This is a genomic window from Myxococcus sp. XM-1-1-1 (genome assembly GCF_020037095.1).
GTDB lineage: Bacteria > Myxococcota > Myxococcia > Myxococcales > Myxococcaceae > Myxococcus > Myxococcus fulvus.
The window spans coordinates 157,423-181,626 of sequence record NZ_JAIQDH010000016.1; the positions used below are offsets into that span (position 1 = coordinate 157,423).

Here is a 24,204-nt window from a genome sequence, read left to right on the forward strand (position 1 = left end):
TGCCTGGGGCGGATGTCCCGGGTATTGGGCGGCGGGAGGGGACAGGTTTCATGAGGTGGGAAGCGATGGGCCAGGTGCCCGGCGAGGACAGGCGAGGTGGGGAGGGCGCGGCGGCGCGGGGCGCGGGGCGCTCGTCGTTGCTGGCGGTGTTGGCGGAGAAGCCAGCCGTGGCGCGGGACATCGCGCGGGTGTTGGGCGCGCAGGAGCGGGGTGACGGCTTCCTGCGTGGCAACGGCTACGTGGTGACGTGGGCCATCGGCCACCTGGTGGGCCTGGCGCAGCCGCACGAGATAAGGCCGGACTGGAAGAAGTGGAGCCGCGCGCTCCTGCCGATGCTGCCGGAGGGCTGGCCCCTGGTGGTCTCCGAGCAGACGCGCTCGCAGTTCGACGTGGTGCGCCGGGTGCTGACCTCGCCGGAGGTGGGCGCGGTGGTGTGCGCCACGGACGCGGGCCGCGAGGGCGAGCTCATCTTCCGCTACATCTACGAGGCGGCGGGGTGTCGCAAGCCGGTGCGGCGGCTGTGGGTGTCGTCGCTCACGGAGCGGGCCATCCGGGACGGCTTCCAGAAGCTGAAGGACGGGCGGGAGTACGAGCCGCTCGCGGCGGCGGCGATGGGGCGCAGCCGGGCGGACTGGTTGGTGGGGATGAACCTGTCGCGCCTGTACACGCTGGCGCATGGCGGGCAGGGGGAGATGTTGAGCGTGGGGCGGGTGCAGACGCCCACGCTGGCCATGGTGGTGGAGCGGGAGTGGGCCATCCGCAACTTCGTGCCCCGCGACTACCTGGAGGTGGTGGCCACCTTCGCGCCCCGGAGCAAGGACGTGGCGCCGGGCGCGCGGTACGACGGGACGTGGTTCCGCTCGGGGCCGGATGGCAAGCCGGTGATTCCTCCGGGGATGGAGGGCGTGCGCGAGGCGCGCCGGCTGGACGCGGACGGGGTGGAGGCCCAGGCCATCATCGACCGCGTGAAGCGGGGGCAGGCGACCATCGAATCGCTGGAGGCGGAGGAGAAGAAGATGGCGCCTCCGCTGCTCTACGACTTGACGGAGCTGCAGCGCCACGCGAACCGGCTGTATGGCTTCAGCGCGCAGCGCACGTTGGAGGTGGCGCAGGCGCTCTACGAGAAGCACAAGCTCTTGAGCTATCCGCGCACGTCGAGCCGGCACCTGTCGCAGACGGTGGCGGACACGCTGCCGGAGGTGGTGGGCACGGTGCGCGGGCCCTACGAGGAGGACCTGGCGCCGGGCACGGGCGTGCGTCCGCTGGGTCGGCGCTACGTGGATGATGGGAAGGTGACGGACCACCACGCCATCATCCCCACGCCCACGTCGCCGCACGGGCTGCGCCTGTCCTCGGACGAGCAGCGCATCTACGACCTGGTGTGCCGGCGCCTGTTGCAGGCGTGGCACGAGGACCATGTGTGGCGCGTCACCACGGTGGTGACGGCGGTGACGTCGCCCGGGCCGAAGAGCGCGGTGCCGGTGGTGGACCGCTTCCAGAGCACGGGCACGCAGGTGGAGCGCATCGGCTGGAAGGTGCTGGACATCGGCGGGGGCAAGAAGGCGCCGAAGCCGAAGTCGGACGCGCGCAAGGGGGACGAGGAGGCGGAGCCGGAGGATGACTCGCAGTCGTTGCCCTCGGGGCTGGCGCGGGGGCAGCCGCAGACGGTGGAGGACGTGGAGGCGGTGAAGAAGCGCACGCGTCCGCCGCCGCGCTTCACGGACGCGACGTTGCTGACGGCGATGGAGACGGCGGGTCGGCTGCTGGACGAGAAGGAGCTGGCGGAGGCGATGCGCGAGACGGGGCTGGGGACGCCCGCCACGCGCGCGGCCATCATCGAGGTGCTGCTGGACCGCGAGTACCTGGTCCGCAAGGGCAAGGTGCTGGAGGCGACGGAGAAGGGGCTGAACCTCATCCACGTGGTGCACCCGGACGTGAAGACGCCGGCGATGACGGGCCAGTGGGAAGCGTGGCTCCAGCGCATCGAGCGGGGCGAAGGGCAGCTCGACGAGTTCATCCGGGGCATCGAGAAGTACGTCATCGAGGTGGTGGGGCAGGGGCCCTCGGGGCCGGTGCGCGCCGGTGTCCCGGGTGGGCGCGGTGGGCCGGTGGCTCACGAGGGTGGGGTTGGAGGGTGGGGCGGCGCGATGGGGACGGAGCATCGTGCGGAGACCTCGTTCTCACAGGGCACTTCGGACGCGCCCGGTGGCGCAGGACGTACCTCGACGGACTCGTTCACTGGCGCATCGAGGGATGAGGCCTCACGTGGAGGCGACTTCGCGACGGCAGGCCGTGGCTCTCCGCGCAACGCTTCGCTTGGAACTCCCGCCTCGTTCGGCGGTGGCTCCTCGGAGCTGGAGCCTGCTCGTCGCACGGCGCGAGGCACTTCGCCCGGTGGTGCCGCCGACGGTGGAGGGGCCTGGCGCGCGGAGGCCTCAGCCGGCTCGCGCTCCTCACAAAGTGCAGGGTTCTCGGAAGCAGCCGTGGTGTCGGCGCCTCGTCGGACGAGCGCTCAGGGCGCGTTCAACACGGGCGTGTCTCGTGGGCCGGGCTCCTCACGGGGCGGTGTCTCCGTGTCGACGGGGGGGCGCCCGGAGCGTGTCCCTCGCGCTCCCACGCCTCCGGACCGGCTCCGACCGCTCCTGAAGGAGGCCTTCGGCTTCTCCGACTTCCGTCCGTACCAGGAGGCCGTGTGCCGCGCGGCCACGGCGGGCGAGGACCTGCTGCTCGTCATGCCCACGGGCGCGGGCAAGTCGCTCTGCTATCAGCTCCCGGGTCTGGCGCGGGCGGGGACGACCATCGTCGTCAGTCCGCTCATCGCGTTGATGGAGGACCAGGTGCTGCGGCTCCAGTCGCTCGGCTTCGCGGCGGACCGCATCCACTCCGGCCGGGACCGCGCCACCTCGCGACAGGTGTGCTTCGACTACCTGGAGGGGAAGCTCGACTTCCTGTTCATCGCGCCGGAGCGACTCGGCGTGCCGGGCTTCGTGGAGTTCCTCGCGCGGCGCCCTCCCACGCTCATCGCCATCGACGAGGCGCACTGCATCTCGCAGTGGGGCCACGACTTCCGTCCCGACTACCGGCTGCTCGGCGCGCGGCTGCCCCTGCTGCGTCCCGCGCCCGTGGTGGCCCTGACCGCCACCGCCACGCCGGACGTGCAGCGGGACATCGTGCAGCAGCTCGGCCTGCTGGGCGCGGGAGGCAAGGCGCGCACCTTCATCCACGGCTTCCGCCGCACCAACATCGCCATCGAGGTGCGCGAGCTGAACCCCGGCGCTCGCGGAGACGCCATCCACGGGCTGCTCCAGGACGAGGAGAACCGGCCCGCCATCGTCTACGCGGCCACGCGCAAGCACGCCGAGCAGCTCGCGGAGTTGCTCGCGGGCGACTTCCCTTCGGCCGCGTACCACGCGGGCCTGCCGCCGGGAGACCGCGACAAGGTCCAGGCGGAGTTCCTCGGGGGCTCGCTGGAGGTCATCGTCGCCACCACGGCCTTCGGCATGGGCATCGACAAGCCGGATGTCCGCACCGTCATCCACGCCGCGCTGCCGGCCAGCCTGGAGGGGTACTACCAGGAGCTGGGGCGCGCGGGCCGTGACGGGAAGCCGTCTCGCGCCGTGCTGCTGCACTCGTACATCGACCGGCGCACGCACGAGTTCTTCCACAAGCGCGACTACCCCGAGGCGTACGTCCTGGAGCGCCTGTTCCAGTCCACGGCGCTGGAGCCCGAGCCGAAGCCGTCGCTCCAGGGCCGCGTGCGCACGGACCCGGAGGTGTTCGACAAGGCGCTCGAACAGCTCTGGATTCACGGCGGCGTGGTGATGACACCCGACGAGACGGTGCGGCGCGGACGTCCCAACTGGTCCGCGGCGTACAACGCCCAGCGTGAGCGCAAGCTCCTGCACCTGGAGCAGATGGGGCGCTACGCGGAGGCCCATGGCTGCCGGATGAAGCAGCTGGTCTCTCACTTCGGTGACACCCAGGACTCCGGTGAGGCGTGCGGCCTGTGTGACGTGTGCTCGCCCGAGTCGTGCGCCACGCTGCGCTTCGCCGAGCCGTCGGCGTCCGAGCGCCACTGGCTCGAGCGCATCCTGGAGTCCCTCCAGGAGCGGGATGGACAGGCCACCGGGCGACTCCACCGCGAGCTGTTCGGGGATGCGCTGCCCCGGCGTGACTTCGAGCGACTGGTGGGAGGGCTGGTGCGTGCGGGGCTGACGCGGCTGGAGGTCGACTCGTTCGACAAGGACGGCCAGGTCATCTCCTTCCAGCGCCTGTCGCTGACGGACGAGGGCCGCCGCACGCGCGTGGTGGACCCGCAGCAGGTCTTCCTGCCGCTGGCGCTGGAGAAGGCGTCCAAGAAGAAGCGCGGGAAGACGACCAGACGCGCGACGAAGAAACGCGCGGGCTCCAGTCGGAGCGAGGCCGGCGGCCGACAGTGGCGGGCCTCCTCTCCCTCGGACGACTTCGAGCAGCGCTCCTCATGGAATGCGTCCAGGACCGCGCTGTCTCCCGAGTCTCGCATCCCCGTGGGGCGAGGCACCCCCGAGGAGCCCGTGTCGCGGGGGGCTCGCTCCTCGCGGAGCCGTGGGGTGACGCAGGAGGAGGCCCCCGCGGGGCTCGTGGATGCGCTGAAGGCGTGGCGGCTCGCCGAGGCGCGCAAGCGCAAGGTGCCCGCGTTCCGCATCCTCACGGACCGGGTGCTGGGCGCCATCGCCGCCGCGCGGCCGGAGAACGGCGCCGCGCTGATGGCCGTCCACGGCGTGGGGCCCGCGCTCACCGAGCGCTACGGCTCCCAGATTCTCTCGCTCGTGGCTCGCAAGCGCTGAGGGACGCCCACGCTCGGAGCGGGGCTCGCGCCTGGGTGCCTGCTCCAAGCGCCGCGCCCCTCCCGAGCCATGTCTCGAACCGGGAGGCCCTGGTGTCTCCACTCGCGAACATCGTCGACGTGGACGCGGGTGGCTGCCTCCTCTCACGCGAGGGCGGTCGACCCGTCCGCCCGCGCCGTGCACTTGTCACCCGTGACGGTGTGTCCCTCGCGCGCGGCGACCCCTCGCGAGGCTCCATCGCGCCGTGTCCGTGCCGTTCCGGCTCCGCGGGAGGGCGTGCCCGACGCCGTGCCCGGGGAAAACATCTTCCCTTCCACCGGGCCTCGGGCAGCCTGCCGGGCGTGCAGTCCTTTTCGCTGCACGCGGGGGCAGTGGGTCTCTCCCCCGTTGCGCGTCACCTTCCGGCCTGTGACCGCGATGGCGAGCAACCGCGCGGGCCTGAGGGGGGAGCGGAAGATGGAACTCGGATTCGAGACAATCGGAAACGCCACACTCATCTGCCACGACAACGGACCGGTGCTGGTGACCGACCCGTGGACTCACGGTGCCGCGTACTTCGGCAGCTGGACCCTGTCCCACGACATTCCCGAAGAGCAGCGCGACACCATCCAGCGCTGCCAGTACGCGTGGCTGTCCCACGGACACCCGGACCACCTGAGCCCCGAGTCCCTGGAGAAGCTGCGCGAATTGACCATCCTGGTCCCCAACCACTTCGGCGGCCGCATCCGCGATGACCTGCGCGAGCAGGGCTTCAACGTGCACGTGCTGGTGGACCGCGTGTGGACCCAACTGTCGCCGCGCATCCGCGTCATGTGCATCCCCGACATGAACCAGGACGCGGTGCTGCTCGTCGACGTGGGCGGACGGCTGCTCGTCAACCTCAACGACGCGGGAGACCGGGGCTGGGGCCGCTTCGTGCGCGGCCTGGTGCGCCGGTATGACCAGTCCTACCTCCTGGCCCTGTCCGGTTACGGCGACGCGGACATGATCAACTACTTCACCGAGGACGGGCAGCGAATCGCGCCCTACGCCGCGGCGAAGACGCCCGTGGGGCGCACCATCGCCCGGCAGGCGGAGTTCTACGGCGCGCGCTACTTCGTGCCCTTCAGCTCCATGCACAAGTACCAGCGCGCCGACAGCATCTGGGCCTCCGAGTACACCACCACGCTGGAGGACTACTCGCGCGGCTTCGAGTCCCCGACGTGCTCGCTCCTGCCCGCCTTCGTCCAGGTGGACTTCGCCCAGGACGACGTGCGGCTCATCCGCCCCACCGAGCGCGCGCTGACGCCCGTGGACCCGACGGAGTTCGGGGACGACTGGGGCGAGATGCTCGAGGCCGACGAGTCCCGCATGCTGCGCGAGTACTTCGGCGCCATCGAGCACCTGGGCTCGGTGCTGGACTTCCTGCGCTTCCGCGTGGGCGGCCAGGACCACGTCATCGAGTTCCACCGCCGCCGCTTCCGCCGGGGCATCACCTTCGAGGCCCCGCGCCACTCGCTGATGACCGCGGTGCGCTACCGCGTCTTCGATGACCTGCTCATCGGCAACTTCATGAAGACGACGCTGCACGGCGACTTCGGCGAGGGCCGGCTCTACCCCGACTTCAGCCCCTACGTGGCCAAGTACGCGGACAACGGCAAGGCGCGCACGCGCAACGAGCTGCGCACGTACTTCTCCGAGTACCGCCGCAGGGACCCGGTGGGCTTCCTGCGCGGCCAGGTGGAGGCGCACTGCGTGCGGCCGCTCCAGACGCAGTCGGCGGAGCTGTTGCGCTCGTTCCTGCCGCCGGACTCGCAGGCCTTCCGCACCGCCAAGGAGGCCTTCTGGAAGGTGCGCCGCGTGCTGCTGTAGCGCGGCGCGCGTCGCTTCAGAGGTACGGGGACAACAGCCGCGCCAGCCCATCCCTCAACCGGATGGGCAGGGGCCGCGCGTCCACCTGCTCCCGGGTGAGGGGACGCGCGCGCGACAGCCGCTCGTCCACCACCGCATCCAGGCGCCGGGCCAGCCCGGCGTCGTAGCACTCCACGTTCAGCTCGAAGTTGAGCCGCAAGGAGCGCGGGTCCCAGTTCGCCGAGCCGATGAGGCCCCACTCGCCATCCACCACCATCAGCTTGGTGTGGTCGAAGGGGGGCTCGGTGAGGAACACCCGGCACCCGTCCGCCAGCACCTGCCAGAGCTGCGCGGTGCTCGCCCACTGCACCACCGGCAGGTTGCCCTTCCTGGGCAGCACCACGTCCACCCTCACCCCGCGCAGCGCCGCCACGTTGAGCGCGGTGATGAGCGACGCGTCCGGCAGGAAGTACGGTGTGACGATTCGCACCGACGCCCGCGCGGTGGACAGCGCCCCGAGCAGCACCGTGCGCAGCGTCTCGAAGTTCTCGTCCGGCCCGTCCGGCACCACCCGCGCGAGCACCGCCCCCGCCGACTGCTGCTCCGGGAACCACGCGTCCCCGCTCAGCCGCTCGCGCGTGGTGAACACCCAGTCCTCGGCGAAGGTCTCCTGCAGCTGCGCCACCACCGGGCCCTCCAGCTTGAAGTGCAAGTCCCTCGCGGCCTGCTCCCCCGGCCAGAAGTGCTCGCGGATGTTCATGCCCCCGGTGAAGCCCACCTGTCCGTCCACCACCAATATCTTGCGGTGGTTGCGCAGGTTCATGAACGGCAGCCGGTACGGCATCAGCGAGGGCAGGAAGCGCGCGGCCGTCACACCCTCACGCGACAGCCGCCCGAGAATCGTCGGCCACGTGTAGCGCGCGCCCACCGCGTCCACCAGCACCCGCACCTGCACCCCACGCCGCACCGCCTCACCCAGCGCCCCCGCGAAGTGCCGGCCCGCCACGTCGTTGTCGAAGATGTAGCTGCACAGCGAGATGGAGGTCCTCGCCCGGGCAATCGCCTCCAGCATGGCGGGGTACGCGTCCGTGCGGGACTCCAGCACCGTCACCTGGTTGCCCGGCAACAGCGGCCGGTGCAGCACCGCGTCCCCCAGCCGCGCCAGGGGCGCCAGGTGCGCGGCCTCCGGCTTCACCCGGGACACGCCCTCGGCCACCACCGCCTCCACGCCGCGGATGGGCGGGAACATCCCGTGCCCGCGCCGGGGCGTCAGCGAGCGCGCGCGCCGTCGAATCCGGTTGATGCCCAGCACCAGGTACAGCGCCGCGCCCAGCACCGGCACCAGCCACACCAGCCCCACCCAGCCCACCGCCGCGCGGACGTCCCGCTTGTGCAGCACCACGTGCGCGCTGGCCAGCACGCTCACCAGCACCGTCAGCCCCGCCGCCAGGTGCGGCCACACCGCCTCCAGCCAGGACAGCCACCACGCCATGTCGAACGGAAGAGGGCCCACGACGCCTTCGGCTATACACGACGCCACGGCGCGGCGCGCCGCGAGCTGTCCGCCGCGCCGCAGCTGCTTGACGCGCTCCGACGGTGATTGCATGGTGCGTGGCTGATTGCGCCCCCAAGCGTGTGCGGGGAAACCCTGACCCGGTTTCCGACAGCCCCTGGGCGACTGACTGATTCGCAGACAGAACCGTCTGATTCCCGAACAGTCCCGGCGCGAAACGAAAACCCTCACCGCCACGCCGACTTCCACCGGACTTTGTCAGGCCCATTTACAGTCGGTCTGTTTTGACCTGGAGTGCTGGCTATCCAGTTTGTGCTCGAAAAACAGTCTATCCAGCTATGTGGGCGTCGTTGGCCCGACAGTTGCTCAAGGCCGGGGCGCGCCGTTGCCGCGGCTGGTGGAGGGACCAGGTGGGGCGGCGCATCCCCCGCAGTCGTGTGTTTCCGAGGAAAGACCGATGCTCAAGTTCCGCTCCATGGCGCTGCTGGCTGGTGTGACGCTCCTGGGTTCCGCGTGTGGTCCCGAGAGCGCCGAGACGCTGGCGCCGAAGATGACGTGGGAGGAGTTCAAGGCGGGCGCCGTGCAGGATCCGGAAGGCAAGTGGATCTTCGACATGGACCAGGCCGTGGACAGCGAGGAGGAGCTGCGCGCCTACTACGACAACAACGTGGTCGCGGACCATGGCAAGACCCAGAACGGGCTGGCCGTGTACAACAGCGGCGGCACCGCGGCGGGCGACATCAAGTGGAGCTCCGCGCAGAAGGGCAACCTGACGTACTGCATCAGCAACACCTTCGGCACCACCAACAAGGCGAAGATGGTGACGGCGATGAACAGCGCGACGGCGGCCTGGGAGGCCACCGCCAGCGTGAACTTCACGCACAGCACCAGCTACGACGCCAGCTGCACCGCGTCCCAGACGGGCGTGCTCTTCGACGTGCGCCCGGTGAACTCCGGTGGCCAGTACCTGGCGCGCGCGTTCTTCCCGAACTCGGGCCGCTCGGGCCGCAACGTGCTCGTGGACAACACGGCCTTCGGCAGCATCGCGCCCTGGACGCTGGCGGGCATCCTGCGCCACGAGCTGGGCCACGTGCTGGGCTTCCGCCACGAGCACACGCGCGTCAACGGCTCCTGCTACGAGGACGCGAACTGGCGCGCGCTGACGTCCTACGACCGCTCCTCGGTCATGCACTACCCGCAGTGCAACGGCACCCAGACGGGCGACCTCATCCTCACCACCCTGGACAAGCAGGGCGCCCGCGCGCTGTACCCGTGATTCGCGCTTGAAGCACCGGCCGACCCCCATCCCCGTCGCGACGGCGGGGACGGGTGAAGGCCACAGGCCGGAAGGTTCCTTCTCCCGCGGAGGGGGGTGCCTTCCGGCCTTTCTGATATGGGCGCGGGGGGGCGCCCTCCCAGGCTCAGTCCATCTTGCGCGCGCCGGCCGTGGTGGCCTGGCCGAAGTAGATGAGCGTCTTGGTGTTGTCCTCGCTGCTCTCGATGTCGAGGCACTCCAGCTCGCCGCTCTCGCTCTCGTCCGCGTAGATGTGGTCCGGCTTCTGGATGCGGTGGGTGATTTCGCCGCCGGGGCCGCCGACGATGATTTCCACCACGCCCCGGTCGCTGCCCTTCTCCTCCAGGCTGATCTCCACCAACGGCAGCCCCGAGGCGAGCGGCTGGTCTCCCAGCTCCATCCCCTCCACCTCGATGCGGACGGGCTGCTCCTTCTCCATGTTGCTGAGCAGGGCCAGATAGTCCGCCCAGCCCTCCCGGGGAATCTCTCGCGTGTGGTCCGTGTGCGCCATGTGTGCGACCCTCCGGTGTTCGTGTTCCCGCTCAAACCGTAAGGTGCGTGCGGGCGGGATGGAGGCCGGACCCGGTTCCCCGCTCGGTGGGGGAGGGAGCGTCGGGCGCTATTCCGTGCAGGAGCGCACCCGGTCACCCTCCAGCACCAGCCGCACGGTGGAGGCCGCGTCCGGGCGGCCGAAGTGCTCGTAGGCCGCCTGCTCCAAGAGCGGCGCCAGCGTGGTGCGCAGGCCGCGCGCGCCCGTCTCGCGCTTGAGGGCGCCAGCCACCACGTGCTCGCGCACGGCCGGCTCCACGTGCAGGCGCAGGCCCTCCTGCTCGAACTCGCGCTCGTACGCGCGCAGCACGTTCTGCTGGAGGATGTCGCCCAGCGTGGCCGCGTCCAGCGGGGTGAAGGAGACCAGGCGGTTGAAGCGGCCGATGAGCTCCGGGATGAAGCCGTAGCGGGCGAAGGCGGTGGTCTGCTCCAGCTGCTCCTGGGTGACGGCGGTGGCGATGGACTCCTCGGGCTCGCGGCGGGGCTCGCGGCCGAAGCCGAGCCGCTCGGTGCGCGCCATGCCCTCCGCCGTCGCGCGCAGGCCGCTGAACGCGCCGCAGGCGATGAAGGTGACACACGCCATCTCCATGGAGTCCGGCGGCATCCGGCTGGTGAAGCCGAAGTCCGGCGGGAAGTCCGCGTGCGCCGCGGACAACAGATGCAAGAGGCTGCGCTGCACGCCGAAGCCGCTGACGTCCTTCGTCGTCTGTTGTCCGGCGAAGCGGCTGTCGGAGCGGCTGGTGGCGAGCTTGTCGAACTCGTCCATGCAGATGACGCCGCACGCGGCCCACTCGGTGTCGCGGTCGGCGGCCTCGTACAGGCGCGACAGCAGGGTGTTGACGTCGTCACCCACGTAGCCCGTCTCGGAGAACTGGGTGGCGTCCGCGAGCACCGTGGGCACCGCGAGGATTTCGCGGAAGAGCAGCTCCACGAGGAACGTCTTGCCGGAGCCGGTGGGCCCCAGGAACAGGCAGTTCTCCCGCAGGCCCGGCTCGGGGGCGAGCCCCTCCAGGTGGAGGCGGCGGATGCGGCGCAGGTGGCGGTAGGCGAGCACGGACGCGGCGCGGCGCGCCTCGGGCTGGCCGCGGTAGCCCAGGTCCGTGAGGCGCGCGTCGATTTCGCGCGGGGACAGGACCTCGATGGCGGCGACCCGCTCGACGACATCCTCGCCGCGGGGAGAGGGCCGGGGCTCCAGGCCATGGCGGACGACAGTCATCGAGGATGGCTCCGGGGGCGTCGGGCCGGAGGACCCCGGACCCGAGAGGCCGCATCATCCCGGCGCTCCGGGGTGTCCACAAGCAGCCCGGCGAGCTCGAGCCCCCTCCCGAGCGGCAGGGCCCGGCGCCCAGCCCCCGGGAGGGCGGACGGGCAGGTGCGCGCGGGCGCGGGGCGTCCGGCTGCATAGCGTGGGGGAATGAGCCTCCCATCCCTGTCCCTGCCCTCGCTCGTGCCCGTGACCCAGCCGCGCCGGTACGGGGAGTGGCGAGCGCTGTTCCGCACCCTCCCCACCCCCGCGCGCGACACGCTGCCGGGGCGCTACCGGGGAGAGCTGCTGGGGCCCGCCTGGTTCCAGGGCCTGGTGCGACAGGGGCTGGGGCTGCTGGGCTTGCGTGGCTGGTGGGGCAAGGACTTCGCGGCGGGAGGGCGCGACGGGGTGAACCTGGTGCGGCGCGAGGGGGGGCTTTCGCGCTCGGTGCCGCTGGTGCTGCGCGACGGCGTCTCTCGCGTGGACGGACGCGCCTCGCTCCAGGTGGAGTACCCGCGTGGGGCCGGCTGGCAGTGGCGTCCCTTCGTGGACGAGGTGCGCTGGCTGGAGGGGCACACGCTGCTGGCGATGACGCACCTGGAGCTGCCGCTGCTCCGCCACGTCATCATCCCCTTCCTCCTGCACCGCGAGCCCACGCTGCACTGAGGCGGACGAGCGGTGGCCCCGTGTCGGGCGGGAACGCCCACCCGTGAACATCCGCGGGGGACGGCTCGGACCTCCTCGCGCGCAAGTGCTCCCCAGGCAGGCCCGAGCGCATTACAGGGATGCCCCTCATGGGTGCTCTGTCGGAGAAGCGGAACGTGAAGCCGTCTCAAACCTCTTCGTTGGGTGCATGGGTGGAGGCGGGCCCCCGGGTGCGCTGGCGGGTCTGGGCTCCCAGTCACTCGCGGGTCGAGGTGGTCCTGTTCGACGCGAAGGGCGCGCCGGGTCGCGCGCTGCCCATGACGCCGGAGGCGGATGGCTGCTTCGGCGCGGTGCTGGAGGGGCAGGGCGCGGGCGTGCGCTACAAGCTGCGCGTGGACGGGGAGGGCCCCTTCCCGGACCCGTGGTCGCGCTCGCAGCCGGAGGGCGTGCATGGCCCGTCCGAGGTGGTGACGGCGGACTTCGCGTGGACGGACGCGGGCTGGGAGGGCGTGGAGCCCCGCTCGCTCGTCCTGTACGAGGTGCACGTGGGCACCGCCACGCCCGAGGGCACCTTCGAGGCGCTCATCCCCCGGCTGCCCGAACTCAAGCAGCTGGGCATCACCGCGCTGGAGCTGATGCCGGTGGCGAGCTTCCCCGGCCGTCACAACTGGGGCTACGACGGCGTGGACCTCTTCGCGCCGGCCCAGGTGTACGGGGGACCCCAGGGGCTGCGCCGCCTGGTGGACGCCGCGCACGCAGCGGGGCTCGCGGTGATGCTGGACGCCGTCTACAACCACTTCGGCCCGGACGGGAACTACCTGCGGGCCTTCTCGCCGCACTACTTCACCGGCCGCCACCACACGCCGTGGGGCGACGCGGTGAACTACGACGGCGAGCACAGCCGTTTGGTGCGGGAGATGGTGCTCGCCAACGTGGAGATGTGGATTCGCGACTACCACCTGGACGGCCTGCGGCTGGACGCGGCGCACGCCATCGTCGACGACGGCACGCCCCACCTGCTCACCGAAATCTCCGAGCGCGCCCGCGCCAGCGCTCCGGGCCGCCGCGTGGTGCTCATCGCCGAGGACGAGCGCAACGAGCGCAAGCTGATGCTGCCCGCATCCGAGGGCGGCCACGGCCTGGACGGCGTCTGGGCGGATGACTTCCATCACCAGATGCGCCGCGCCTTCGCGGGGGACTCGGAGAGCTACTACCAGGACTACACGGGCAGCGCGGAGGACCTGGCGCGCACGCTGGTGCGGGGCTGGTTCTACGAGGGCCAGCCGTCGAAGAACCTGGGCCACGCGCGCGGCACGAAGGCGGAGGGCCTGGAGCCGTGGCGCTTCGTGTACTGCATCCAGAACCATGACCAGGTGGGCAACCGCCCCCTGGGCGAGCGGCTGGGCCACGACGTGTCCCCGGCGGCCTTCCGCGCCATGAGCACGCTGCTGCTCGCGTCGCCGTACACGCCGCTGCTGTTCATGGGCCAGGAGTGGAACGCGAGCACGCCGTTCCTCTACTTCACGGACCACCACGCGGAGCTGGGGCGGCTCGTCACGGAGGGACGCCGTCGCGAGTTCGCCGGCTTCTCGCGCTTCGCGGGCGAGGAGGTCCCCGACCCGCAGGCCCAGGACACCTTCACGCGCTCCCGGCTCGACTGGAGCGAGGCCCAGCGGCCCGAGCACGCGGGCGTGCTGGCCCTGTACCGCGAGCTGCTCGCGCTGCGTGCCTCGGATCCCACGCTCACGGACGCGCGCCGGGGCACCTATGACGCTCGCGCGGTGGGCCCGGACGCGCTGGTGCTGGAGCGGCGCGGCGGAGGCCAGGTGCTCCAGGTGCTGGTGGCCCTGCGCGGCGAGGTGGAGCACGCGGTGCCCGCCGACGCCCAGGTGGTGCTGTGGAGCGACGCGCCGCGCTTCGGCGGGGACGTGTCGGCCTCGCCGCTCACCGGCGGCACGCTCCGGCTGCGCGGCCCCGGCGCCGTCGTCGTGCGATACGCGGATGCGAAGCGGGGCTGACCGCCCGTGAAGTCCCACGGGGGCACCGCGCGCTGACGCGGTGCTTCCTCGTGTGGGCGCCAGGGAAGCAGGTGACAGGCGCGCCGATGGGCCCCATCAGGGCGGCGCGTCATGGCCTTACGAGGGGCCTTGCCGGTGTCGACAGGGGGGCCCTCCCGTGCTCAGCATCGCGGCCATGAACGTCCTGAACGTCCAGACCGCCACCGAGTCCTCCGACCGCATCTGGGAGAAGGAGATCCTCCCGGCGCTCGAGCGCTACATCCGCATCCCGAACAAGTCGCCCGCCTTCGACCCGGACTGGGTGAAGGCCGGACACATGGAAGCCGCGGTGCAGCTCATCGTGGAGTGGTGCCGCGCGCAGGCCCCGCACCTGCCCGGCCTCACGCTGGAGGTCATCCGCCTCAAGAACGAGCAGGGCGCGGAGCGCACGCCGGTCATCTACATGGAGGTGCCGGGCACCAAGGGGGACGACACCGTCCTCATGTACGGCCACCTGGACAAGCAGCCGGAGATGACGGGCTGGCGCGAGGGCCTGACGCCGTGGACCCCCGTGCGCGAGGGCGACAAGCTCTACGGCCGAGGCGGCGCGGATGACGGCTACTCGGCGTTCGCGTCCCTGGCGGCGCTGCGCTTGTTGCGCGAGCAGGGCGTGGGCCACGCGCGCACGGTCATCCTCATCGAGGCGTGCGAGGAGAGCGGCAGCTATGACCTGCCGGCGTACATCGAGGCGCTGGCGCCGCGCATCGGCAAGCCGTCGCTGGTGGTGTGCCTGGACTCGGGCTGCGCCAACTACGACCAGCTCTGGATGACCACGTCGCTGCGCGGCATGGTGGCCGGCAACCTGCGCGTGGACGTGCTCACGGAAGGCGTGCACTCCGGTGACGCCAGCGGAATCGTGGCGTCGAGCTTCCGCGTGCTGCGCCAGGTGCTCTCGCGCGTGGAGGACGAGTCCACGGGCCGCGTGAAGGTGGACGGCCTGCACGTGGAGATTCCGAAGGAGCGCCGCGAGCAGGCGAGCGCCGCGGCGAAGGTGCTGGGCGAGGAGGTCTTCGGCAAGTTCCCCTGGGTGTCCGGCATGAAGCCCATGTCCGAGGACGGCGCGGAGCTGGTGCTCAACCGCACCTGGCGTCCGGCGCTGTCGGTGACGGGCGTGGACGGCCTGCCGCCCCTGCAGAGCGCGGGCAACGTGCTGCGGCCCTTCACCACGGTGAAGCTGTCCATGCGCATCCCCCCGCGCCTGGAGCCGAAGGCGGCGCAGAAGGCGCTCAAGGACGCGCTGGAGCAGGACCCGCCGTACCAGGCCAAGGTGTCCTTCGAGGGTGACAAGGCCAGCATCGGCTGGGACGCGCCGCCGCTGGCCAGCTGGCTGTCGCGCGCGGTGGAGTCCGCGTCCGGCACGTACTTCGGCCGGCCCGCCATGGCCATGGGCGAGGGCGGCACCATCCCCTTCATGGGCATGCTGGGCGAGCGCTTCCCGGAGGCGCAGTTCCTCATCACCGGCCTGCTGGGCCCGGGCAGCAACGCGCACGGCCCCAACGAGTTCCTGCACATCCCCACCGGCAAGAAGCTCACCTGCTGCGTGGCCAGCGTCATCGCGGACCACTTCCAGCGCTAGGCCCCGCCTCCGCCGGCGCGTGGCCCCCGCCGCTCCCCGCACCTGGGAGCGGCGGTGCGGGGCCCGCCTCGCGAAGCCCGTCCCACGCCGACTCCAGGGCGCATCGATACATCCACCGAGACATCCGCCTCCGACCCGGGGGAGGGGCGTCGAGGTGTGTCTGTCTTCCAGCGCCCGTTCCACGAGACACGCGTGGATGCGTGGTTGCGAGGGATTGTCCCGAAGTCCTATCACCCGGCCCGCGCATCCAGATGGATTCACGGCGTTCGGGTCCGTGCTTCCCGACGAGCAGCGGTCTCGTCGGAGTCTGGTGGCGTGTGTCTTTTCACCCGAATGGACAGTCATCCAAGCAACGGAGCCAAGCGAATGAACGCCAGCAGGTCGCCCGTGGTCAGCACGAAGGAAGGGCAGGTGCAGGGTCTGGTGGAGGGCCCGGTCTTCGTCTTCAAGGGGATTCCCTACGCGCAGCCGCCGGTGGGCAACCTGCGCTGGAGGGCGCCGCAGCGGGCCCAGCCGTGGCGTCACATCCTGGATGCATCCGAGTACGGCCCGGCCTCCATGCAGTCGAGGCAGGCTTGCATCGAGTCCGGCGGCGGGGACCCCGGGGAGCCGGACGAGAACTGCCTGCACCTCAACGTCTGGACGCCGAAGCTGGACGCGGACGCGAAGCTGCCCGTGGTGGTGTGGCTCCACGGCGGCGCCTTCGTGCTCGGCGCCTCGCGCTTCGAGGCCTACGACGGCTCGCCGCTGGCGATGAAGAACGTGGTGGTCGTCACCCTCAACTACCGCCTGGGCCACCTGGGCTTCTTCGCGCACCCGAAGCTGCAGGAAGAGCAGCCGAACGGCCCCGCCAACTTCGGGCTCCTGGACCAGATGCTCGCGCTGGAGTGGGTGAAGGACAACATCGCCTTGTTCGGCGGGGACGCCGGCAATGTCACCCTCATGGGCGAGTCCGCGGGCGCCAAGAGCGTGCTGGCCCTCTACTGCTCACCGCTCATGCGCGGCCGGGACCTGTTCCACCGGGGCGTGGCCATGAGCTCGTATGTGCTCGCGGAGAAGCCCCTGGCGGACGCGAGATACTGCGGCGAGGCCACCGCCCAGCGGCTGGGCCTGGACTGGCACGAGGTCTCCATGGAGAAGCTGCGGGCCCTCCCCGCGGAGCGCTTCTGGCCGCTGCCGTCGGACGTGAACAACGCCCCCTGCCCCATCGCGGGGGACTCCGTGCTGCCCCTGGGCATCCGGGAGACCTTCCTGGCCGGGGAGCAGCTGGACCTGCCGCTCGTCATCGGCAACACCAGCGATGATTCCAGCGTGGTGGCCTCCTTCGGCATCGACCCGGGCACCATCCTGGAGAAGCTCGGCGGGCTCGCGGACACGGTTCGCGCGCTGTACGGAAAGCAGCTGGGGGACCGGGAGATTGGCCGGAGGATGTGTCGCGACTTCGTGTTCGCCGTGCTGCCGCGCTACCTGGCCACGCTCCACGCGTCCCGCGGCAACCCGGTGTGGCGCTACGCCTTCGACTACACCGCGGAGATGCTGCGCCCCCGCAGCCCGAACGGTGTGCCCCACGGCCAGGAGATTCCGTTCTTCCTCGGGACGACGGAGCTGGGCCCGCCGAACCAGGGGTTCATGAATGACAAGGACAGGGCCTGGGCCGGCCACATGCTCGACGCCATCGTCCGCTTCGCGCGCGACGAGAAGCCGGGGAGCGTGGGCGGCGTCGACTGGCACGAGCACACCCAGGAGGCGGACCGGCTGCTGCGGCTCGCGCCCACGGTGACGGCGGAGACGGACTTCGACAAGGCCATCCTCGACGTGGCCACGCTGTGCATCCCCCTCATCGATGCCTTCGCCAAGCCCAAGCCCCCGGCGATGCCTCGGGGGGCCGCGGGCGGCTCGAAGGGCGCCACCTCCACCGCCGCGAAGAGCAAGGGGCGGCCCCAGGCCACCCCTTGAGTTTCACGCGGGGATGAGGCGGGCCGTCAGCGGCCCGTCTTGATGCCCAGGTTGCCGCTCGGGGTGCCCCCGGGCGGCCGCTTCGTGGTGCCAGGGGACTTGCCGCCCTGGCGCCGCAGCTCCAGGCGCAGCTCGTCGTCCGCGGCGGAGACCTCGCGCGTCACCGGCTCGTAGCCCGCGAGCGCGAGCGTCACCGACACGATGGGCGCGCCCTTCTCCAGCGCCAGCTTCATGGGCGTCACGCCGCGCTCCTCGCCGGCGATGCTGACCGTGGCGCCGGGCGGCTCGGTGATGACGGGCAGCTCCACCGTCTTCACCGGCTCCACGGGCGGCGGCTTCGTGGGCTGCGCGGGCGGCTTCTCCGGCTCCACCACCACGGCCTGCACGGGCGGCTTCTCCGTCGGCGGGGTGACGCTCGCGGGGCCGCGCAGGAAGACGATGGCGGCGCCGGCCACCAGCAGGGCCGCGCTCACGACGATGACGGGCACCCACGGCACGCGCCTGGGCTCCACCACGCGCTCCATGGGCGAGGTGCCCCGCGTGCGGTCCTGCACCACCGGCCCGCCCACCGCGGCGGCCACGGCCTGACGCGAGCGCGTGCCCGGCGTGACGTTGCGCTGCTGGCGCGAGGCCGACGTGCGCGCGCCCTGCGCGGAGGGGCCCACGCCGCTCAACGACGAGTTGGAGCGCGAGTCCAGGTCCGCGTCCTCGGCCAGCTGGTCCAGCTTCGCCGGGTCCGTCTCCGTGGAGATGCGCTCGTTGTAGAGCTCGCGCAGGTACGCGGACAGGTGCGCGCTGCTCGTGGGCAGCCGCAGGTTGAGCGCGTAGTCCTCCAGCGCCAGCCGGAACGCGCCGCAGTCCGGGTAGCGCTCCTCGGGCGTGGGCGCCAGGGCCTTGAGCACCACCTCATCCAGCCCGGGCGGCAGCTTGGGGTTGAGCTGCGAGGGCCTGGGCACCTGGCAGTCCTTCACCAGCCGCAGCGTCATCAGGTCGGAGTCGCCCTTGAACAGCCGCTTGCCGGTGAGCAGCTCCCACATCACCACGCCCAGGGCGAACAAGTCGCTGCGCGCGTCGATGGCCAGGCCGCTCGCCTGCTCCGGGGACATGTAGGGGTACTTCCCCTTCAGCACACCCGTGGCGGTGTTGGCGCTGCTGGTGGCCGCCTTGGCCACACCGAAGTCGATGACCTTCACCCCGCCGTCGAAGCCGACCAGGATGTTCTGCGGGGACACGTCGCGGTGCACCAGCCGCATGGGCCGGCCTTGCGGGTCTCTTGCCTGGTGCGCGTAGTGCAGCCCCGCGGCCGCGTCCGCGATGATGCGCAGGATGAGGCCCACCGACAGGGGCTTGCCCTGGGTCCGGGAGAACTTCTCCAGCCGCCGCACGTCGTCGCCCTGGACGTACTCCATGGCGAGACAGTGACGCCCTTCAATCTGCGTCAGGTCGAGGATGGTGATGAGGTTGGGGTGGGTGAGACGGGCCACCAGCCCGGCCTCGTCCAGGAACATGGACAAGAACTCATCGTCCTCCGCGAGGTGCGGGAGGATGAGCTTGAGGACCACCAGCCGCTCGAATCCCGTGCCGTGCTCACGGGCCAGGAACACCTGGCCCATTCCGCCCGACGCAATCTTCCGCAGCAACTCGTACTTACCGAATGGCACCGCCATGATGTGTCCGGGAGGATATCTCCCTTTCTCACCGTGCGGGAAATGGCCAGTCGTCTGTCACCCCACATTGACGGAATGGGGTGAAGGTCCGGGTGGGTCTCATGCCTTCATCCGGTAGCCCGAACGGAGCACGAAGTAAACGGCGGCGGTGGCCACCAGCGCGACGCCCGCGAGGATTCCGGCGCCCAGCGCGGGGGAGAACATGCTCTTGCCGAGCATGCCGTAGCGCAGCCCCTCCACCATGTAGACCATGGGGTTGAAGAGGCTGATGGTGCTCCAGGGCGCGGGCAATTCGCGCACCGAATAGAAGACGCCGCCCAGGAACGTGAGGGGCAACATCACGAAGGTGGGGAAGAAGTTGATCTGCTCGAACTTCTCCGCCCACACGGCAGCGAGCAGGCCCAGCACGCTGAAGACGTAGGAGGCGATGAGCAGGAAGTAGGCGGCCACCCACGCGTGCTCCAGGCTGAAGCCGGTGAACAGGCCGGCCACGGCCCAGGTGAGGCCACCGACGACGAGGCCGCGCACCATGGCGCCGCCGATGAAGCCCGCCATCAGCTCGCCGGGGCCCAGCGGGGCCACGAGCAGGTCCACCACGGTGCCCTGGATCTTCGTGATGAACAGCGACGAGGAGCTGTTGAGGAAGGCGTTGTTGGCGATGCCGAGGAAGACCAGGCCCGGCACGATGAAGTGCAGGTACGGCGAGCCCTCCACCTCGGCGACGCGGCCGGAGATGGAGTAGCCGAAGACGATGAAATACAGCGTGGTGCTGATGAGCGGAGAGAGGACCGTCTGCCCCGGCACGCGCATGAAGCGCCGGACCTCCTTCACGAACAGCGTCTGCATCCCGAGGACGTTCATGGTGGTGTCATGGCGGCGCGGCCCCGAGGCGTCGCCTTGGGAAGGCGCGTCCTCGTGGGCGGGCGCGAGAAAGGGGTGGGGTCAGGCGGCCTGGGGCGAGGGACGACCGCGGAGCACTTCCAGGAGGACATCCTCGAGGCGCGAGCGGCGCGTCTCCACGTCGGCGATGGGGAGCCCCTCCGCGTACAGCACGCGCAGCAAGTCCCCGGCGGGGGCGGCGCCCTCGCGCTCGACGTAGGTGAGCGAACGGCCGTCCTCGGACAGGCGCGAGGTGAAGCGGCGCGCGGCCTCCGACAGGCTGGACTGCGGCTCGGTGAAGCTGACGACGACGCGCTTCTCGCCGAAGCGGCGCAAGAGCGTGGCCTTGTCCTCCACCATGAGCAGGCGGCCCTCGTTGATGATGCCCACGCGGTCGGCCAGCTCCTCCGCCTCCTCCAGGTAGTGGGTGGTGAGGACGATGGTGGTGCCCTCGGAGGCCAGCTTGCGCACGTACGTCCAGAGGTCGCGGCGCAGCTCCACGTCCACGCCCGCGGTGGGCTCGTCGAGGAACACCAGCCTGGGCTTGTGCACCAGGGCCTTGGCGATGAGCAGGCGGCGCTTCATGCCGCCGGACAAGGCGCGCGTGAGCGAGTCCTTCTTGCCTTGGAGGTTGAGCGCGGTGAGCACCTCGTCCACGCGGGCCTCGTCCTGCTTCTGGCCGTAGAAGCCCTGCTGGATGCGCAGGGACTCCGCCACGGTGAAGAACGGGTCGAAGTTGATTTCCTGGGGGACGAGGCCCACCTGGTAGCGCGGGCCCACGCTGTCCTGGTCCAGGTCCTGGCCGAAGACGCGGATGGTGCCGGCCGTCTTGCGGACCAGGCCGCACACGCTGCCGATCATCGTCGTCTTGCCGGCGCCGTTGGGGCCGAGCAGCGCGAAGATCTCCCCTGCCCGGATGGTGAGGTCCATCTGCTGCAAGGCGGTGAAGTCGCCGTAGCGCTTGGTGAGTCCCTGGAGCTCCAGGGCGGGGGTGGGGGTCGACATGGCGCCGCCTCGTGTAACACCTTCGATGGCGGGGCGCTTGGCTTGTGAGAGCCCGCATGCGCCCGGGGATGACGAGATGTGTCGTGTCGACCCTCACCCCGCGAGGAGGCGGCGTGCCTTGCGCCCTCGGGAGAGGGACCGCGCGTCCGGGCGCCCTGTCACACCGTGCAGGGGAAGAAGACGTCCGTGGTGACGGAGGCGCCCGCGGAGTCCCAGACGATGTACTGGACGTGGGCCTGGAGGCCGGCGGTGCAGCGGCCGTTGGCGCGCGACAGCACGTCGCCCATGGGCAGCATGGTGAGGATGGTGGCGTTGCTGACGCCGACCCAGTTGAAGCCGTAGGGCGGGGTACCGCCGCTGATGATGCCCTCGCACGTGAAGGTGGGGCGTCCGAAGCCCTGCATGTTGCAGGAATGGATGGTGCCGGTGAGCGTCGTCAAAGGCTGCTCGCCCTGGGTGGGGGCGGGCGTGTCCTGGGCGACCTCGGGGCCTTGGCAGGCACACAGGAGCAGGGGGACGGCGAACAGGGGAAGGCGGCGCATGGCGACCTCGGGGGGGCGAAGTGGGTCGTGGTGCCGGACGCGATGAGCCTGGGAGCCAAGCACGGCGGGGTGGAGAGGGGAAGGTGAGGCGGGCAGTGGACTTCCGCCGAGGGGCGGGACGCTCTCGCCTTGAGTGCGTTGTTCCACCCTGGTATCCGCGAGCCCCCACCCGCTCAGAGCAGGAAGCCCCAGATGGCCCAGAATTTCATCTTCACGATGCAGGACCTGCGCAAGGTCAAGAACGGCAAGGAGATCCTCAAGGGCATCTACCTGTCGTTCTTCCCCGGCGCGAAGATTGGCGTCATCGGTCCGAACGGCTCCGGCAAGTCGACGCTCCTGCGCATCATGGCGGGCGTGGACACGGAGTTCTTCGGCGTGGCCAAGCCGGACCCGGGCGCGAAGGTCGGCTACCTGGCGCAGGAGCCGCAGCTGGACCCGTCGCTGGACGTGAAGGGCAACGTGGAGCTGGGCTTGAAGGAGATTCGCGCCTCGCTGGACCGCTTCAACGAGGTCAGCGCGAAGTTCGCCGAGCCCATGAGCGACGCGGAGATGGAGAAGCTCCTGGCCGAGCAGGGCCGGCTGCAGGACTCCATCGACGCGGTGAACGGCTGGGAGCTGGACCGCACCATCGAGATGGCCATGGACGCGCTGCGGCTGCCGCCGGGCGACGCGGACGTGACGAAGCTGTCCGGTGGTGAGAAGCGCCGCGTGGCGCTGTGCCGCATCCTGCTGGAGAAGCCGGACCTGCTCCTGCTCGACGAGCCCACCAACCACCTGGACGCGGAGAGCGTCGCGTGGCTGGAGCAGGCGCTCAAGGAGTACAAGGGCACCATCGTCTGCATCACCCACGACCGGTACTTCCTGGACAACGCGGCCGAGTGGATCCTGGAGCTGGACCGCGGCGAGGGGGTGCCCTGGAAGGGCAACTACTCCAGCTGGCTGGACCAGAAGCAGAAGCGGCTGGAGCTGGAGGAGAAGTCGGAGAGCCACCGCCAGAAGACGCTCAAGCGCGAGCTGGAGTGGGTGCGCCAGTCGCCCAAGGCCCGCCAGGCCAAGAGCAAGGCGCGCATCGCGGCGTACGAGGAGCTGCTCAACCAGGGCCAGGAGAAGCGCGACGCCACGGGCGAGGTCATCATCCCGCCCGCGCCCCGCCTGGGCGGGCTGGTGGTGGAGGCCAAGGGCCTGCGCAAGGCGTACGGCGACCGGCTGCTCATCGACGACCTGAGCTTCAAGCTGCCGCCGGGCGGCATCGTGGGCGTCATCGGCCCCAACGGCGCGGGCAAGACGACGTTGTTCCGGATGATGACGGGCACGGAGAAGCCCGACGCGGGCGAGCTGAAGATTGGCGAGACGGTGGTGATGGCCTACGTGGACCAGAGCCGCGACGCGCTCAACGGCGACAACAGCGTGTTCGACGAGGTCAGCGGCGGGCTGGACCACCTGGACCTGGGCCGCGCGGGCCAGGTGCCCAGCCGCGCGTACCTGGCGGGCTTCGCCTTCAAGGGCCAGGACCAGCAGAAGCGCGTGAAGGACCTGTCCGGCGGCGAGCGCAACCGCGTGCACCTGGCGAAGATGCTCAAGAGCGGCGGCAACCTGTTGCTGCTCGACGAGCCCACGAACGACCTGGACGTGGAGACGCTGCGCAGCCTGGAGGACGCGCTCTTGAGCTTCGCGGGCTGCGCGGTGGTCATCAGCCACGACCGCTGGTTCCTGGACCGCATCGCCACGCACATCCTCGCGTTCGAGGGGGACAGCAAGGCCTTCTTCTTCGAGGGCAACTTCGAGGACTACGAGGCGGACAAGAAGAAGCGCCTGGGCCCCGACGCCCTCAATCCGCACCGCATCCGCTACCGCCCCGTCTCCAAGTCCTGAGCGCCGGGCCGCGCGTGGGAAGGTCTCCCACTCTCTCCTGGTAGAGAGGGTGTGGAGACCTTTCCGTTCTTGATGTGGCTTCACGGGGGGTTCTAGCGTCCCGGCGCATGAACCTTCGAACCCGTGGGCTGTTGAGTGTGGTGGCTGTCGTGATGTTTGGACTGACGGCGTGCAACGCCGGGGACCCGAGCGAGGAGCAGGGCGTGCTCGAGTCCTCCGAGGCGGCGCTGTGCAGCGTGGAGCAGTCCTGTCCGAGCGGGATTCCGGTGACGTGCTCGTCGGCGGGCAGCACGTGCACCTCCAGCCCGGACAACGGCGGCTGGGTGGAGTGTGATGGCATTCGCACCTATTGCCCGCCCGCGTGTACGTGCGGGAGCACGCGCTACACGGCGACGCGCTCGGGTGAGGGCGCCACCTGCGGCGCGGCGATGAGCCAGGCGCGCACGCTGCTGACCTCCACGGTGGCGGCGAACTGCCCGGCGGGCGGCTGCAACATCTCCGACACCCTGGGCCAGTGCATCCCGCTGGGCCCCAACCGGACGGATGGCTTCCGCGCCAGCGTGACCCGGACCTACTCGTGCAAGGAGCCGGCGAACTGCCAGTAACCCCCGTGGCACCGCGACGGTCCCGGTTTGACTCATTCGTGACATTCATTGAAGTCGGAAACTTTGAATGTCGTGGGATTGAGTCGCCGGGACCTGTCGCTGGCTGTGGCGTCTTGATGCGCCCGTGAGTGCTCGACGCTGA

General features: G+C 70.6%; 16 protein-coding genes. 9 read left to right on the top strand and 7 right to left on the bottom strand.

What is annotated here, in order from left to right; genetic code table 11:
- Positions 1–50 precede the first annotated feature (50 nt).
- Positions 51–4,826, top strand: a complete 4,776-nt coding sequence (locus K8640_RS27805) for a DNA topoisomerase 3 (protein WP_223749818.1) — start codon at positions 51–53, stop codon at positions 4,824–4,826.
- Between the two features lie 456 nt (positions 4,827–5,282).
- Complete coding sequence (locus tag K8640_RS27810) at positions 5,283–6,677, top strand: MBL fold metallo-hydrolase (protein WP_223749819.1); 1,395 nt, start codon at positions 5,283–5,285, stop codon at positions 6,675–6,677.
- 16 nt (positions 6,678–6,693) lie between these two features.
- On the opposite strand, the gene cls is transcribed toward K8640_RS27810, so the two are convergent.
- Complete coding sequence (cls, locus tag K8640_RS27815; protein ID WP_223749887.1) at positions 6,694–8,148, bottom strand: cardiolipin synthase; 1,455 nt, start codon at positions 8,146–8,148, stop codon at positions 6,694–6,696.
- 478 nt (positions 8,149–8,626) lie between these two features.
- Between cls and K8640_RS27820 the strand changes: the two genes are divergently transcribed.
- Positions 8,627–9,445, top strand: coding sequence for a M57 family metalloprotease (locus tag K8640_RS27820; protein WP_223749820.1), 819 nt, complete (start codon positions 8,627–8,629; stop codon positions 9,443–9,445).
- Between the two features lie 145 nt (positions 9,446–9,590).
- Here the strand turns inward: K8640_RS27820 and K8640_RS27825 are convergent, their stop codons facing one another.
- Together K8640_RS27825 and K8640_RS27830 are read right to left on the bottom strand one after the other, a co-directional pair.
- Positions 9,591–9,974: a DUF5335 family protein gene (locus K8640_RS27825; protein WP_046710694.1), complete on the bottom strand. Its 384-nt coding sequence runs from the start codon at positions 9,972–9,974 to the stop codon at positions 9,591–9,593.
- Between the two features lie 108 nt (positions 9,975–10,082).
- Positions 10,083–11,228: an AAA family ATPase gene (locus K8640_RS27830; protein ID WP_223749821.1), complete on the bottom strand. Its 1,146-nt coding sequence runs from the start codon at positions 11,226–11,228 to the stop codon at positions 10,083–10,085.
- Between the two features lie 198 nt (positions 11,229–11,426).
- Between K8640_RS27830 and K8640_RS27835 the strand changes: the two genes are divergently transcribed.
- The 4 genes from K8640_RS27835 to K8640_RS27850 all read left to right on the top strand — a co-directional run bounded on the left by K8640_RS27835 (position 11,427) and on the right by K8640_RS27850 (position 17,492).
- On the top strand, positions 11,427–11,924 hold the full coding sequence (locus tag K8640_RS27835) for a hypothetical protein (protein WP_223749822.1): 498 nt from the start codon (positions 11,427–11,429) through the stop codon (positions 11,922–11,924).
- A 128-nt stretch (positions 11,925–12,052) separates the two neighbouring features.
- A complete protein-coding gene (gene treZ / locus K8640_RS27840) occupies positions 12,053–13,921 on the top strand; it encodes a malto-oligosyltrehalose trehalohydrolase (RefSeq protein ID WP_370640401.1) in 1,869 nt (622 codons plus the stop codon).
- A 175-nt stretch (positions 13,922–14,096) separates the two neighbouring features.
- Entirely contained in the window at positions 14,097–15,536 is a 1,440-nt protein-coding gene (locus tag K8640_RS27845) for a M20 family metallopeptidase (protein WP_223749824.1), read from the top strand.
- Positions 15,537–15,902: 366 nt separating this feature from the next.
- Positions 15,903–17,492, top strand: coding sequence for a carboxylesterase/lipase family protein (locus tag K8640_RS27850; RefSeq protein ID WP_223749825.1), 1,590 nt, complete (start codon positions 15,903–15,905; stop codon positions 17,490–17,492).
- Between the two features lie 26 nt (positions 17,493–17,518).
- On the opposite strand, the gene K8640_RS27855 is transcribed toward K8640_RS27850, so the two are convergent.
- The 4 genes from K8640_RS27855 to K8640_RS27870 form a co-directional block, all read right to left on the bottom strand.
- Positions 17,519–19,159 (bottom strand): serine/threonine-protein kinase, encoded by a 1,641-nt coding sequence (locus tag K8640_RS27855; RefSeq protein ID WP_223749826.1) that lies wholly within the window; start codon positions 19,157–19,159, stop codon positions 17,519–17,521.
- A gap of 99 nt (positions 19,160–19,258) precedes the next feature.
- The gene (locus K8640_RS27860; protein ID WP_223749827.1) at positions 19,259–20,020 is read right to left on the bottom strand and encodes an ABC transporter permease; all 762 of its coding nucleotides are present in this window, start codon (positions 20,018–20,020) and stop codon (positions 19,259–19,261) included.
- 81 nt (positions 20,021–20,101) lie between these two features.
- Positions 20,102–21,043 carry an ABC transporter ATP-binding protein gene (locus tag K8640_RS27865; protein WP_223749828.1) on the bottom strand — a complete coding sequence of 314 codons (942 nt, stop codon included), beginning with the start codon at positions 21,041–21,043 and terminating at the stop codon, positions 20,102–20,104.
- A 158-nt stretch (positions 21,044–21,201) separates the two neighbouring features.
- Entirely contained in the window at positions 21,202–21,585 is a 384-nt protein-coding gene (locus K8640_RS27870; protein ID WP_223749829.1) for a hypothetical protein, read from the bottom strand.
- A gap of 192 nt (positions 21,586–21,777) precedes the next feature.
- Here K8640_RS27870 and ettA point away from each other — a divergent pair, with 192 nt between their 5' ends.
- Entirely contained in the window at positions 21,778–23,457 is a 1,680-nt protein-coding gene (ettA, locus tag K8640_RS27875; protein WP_223749830.1) for an energy-dependent translational throttle protein EttA, read from the top strand.
- Between the two features lie 149 nt (positions 23,458–23,606).
- Entirely contained in the window at positions 23,607–24,062 is a 456-nt protein-coding gene (locus K8640_RS27880; RefSeq protein WP_223749831.1) for a hypothetical protein, read from the top strand.
- The last annotated feature ends 142 nt before the right edge of the window (positions 24,063–24,204 follow it).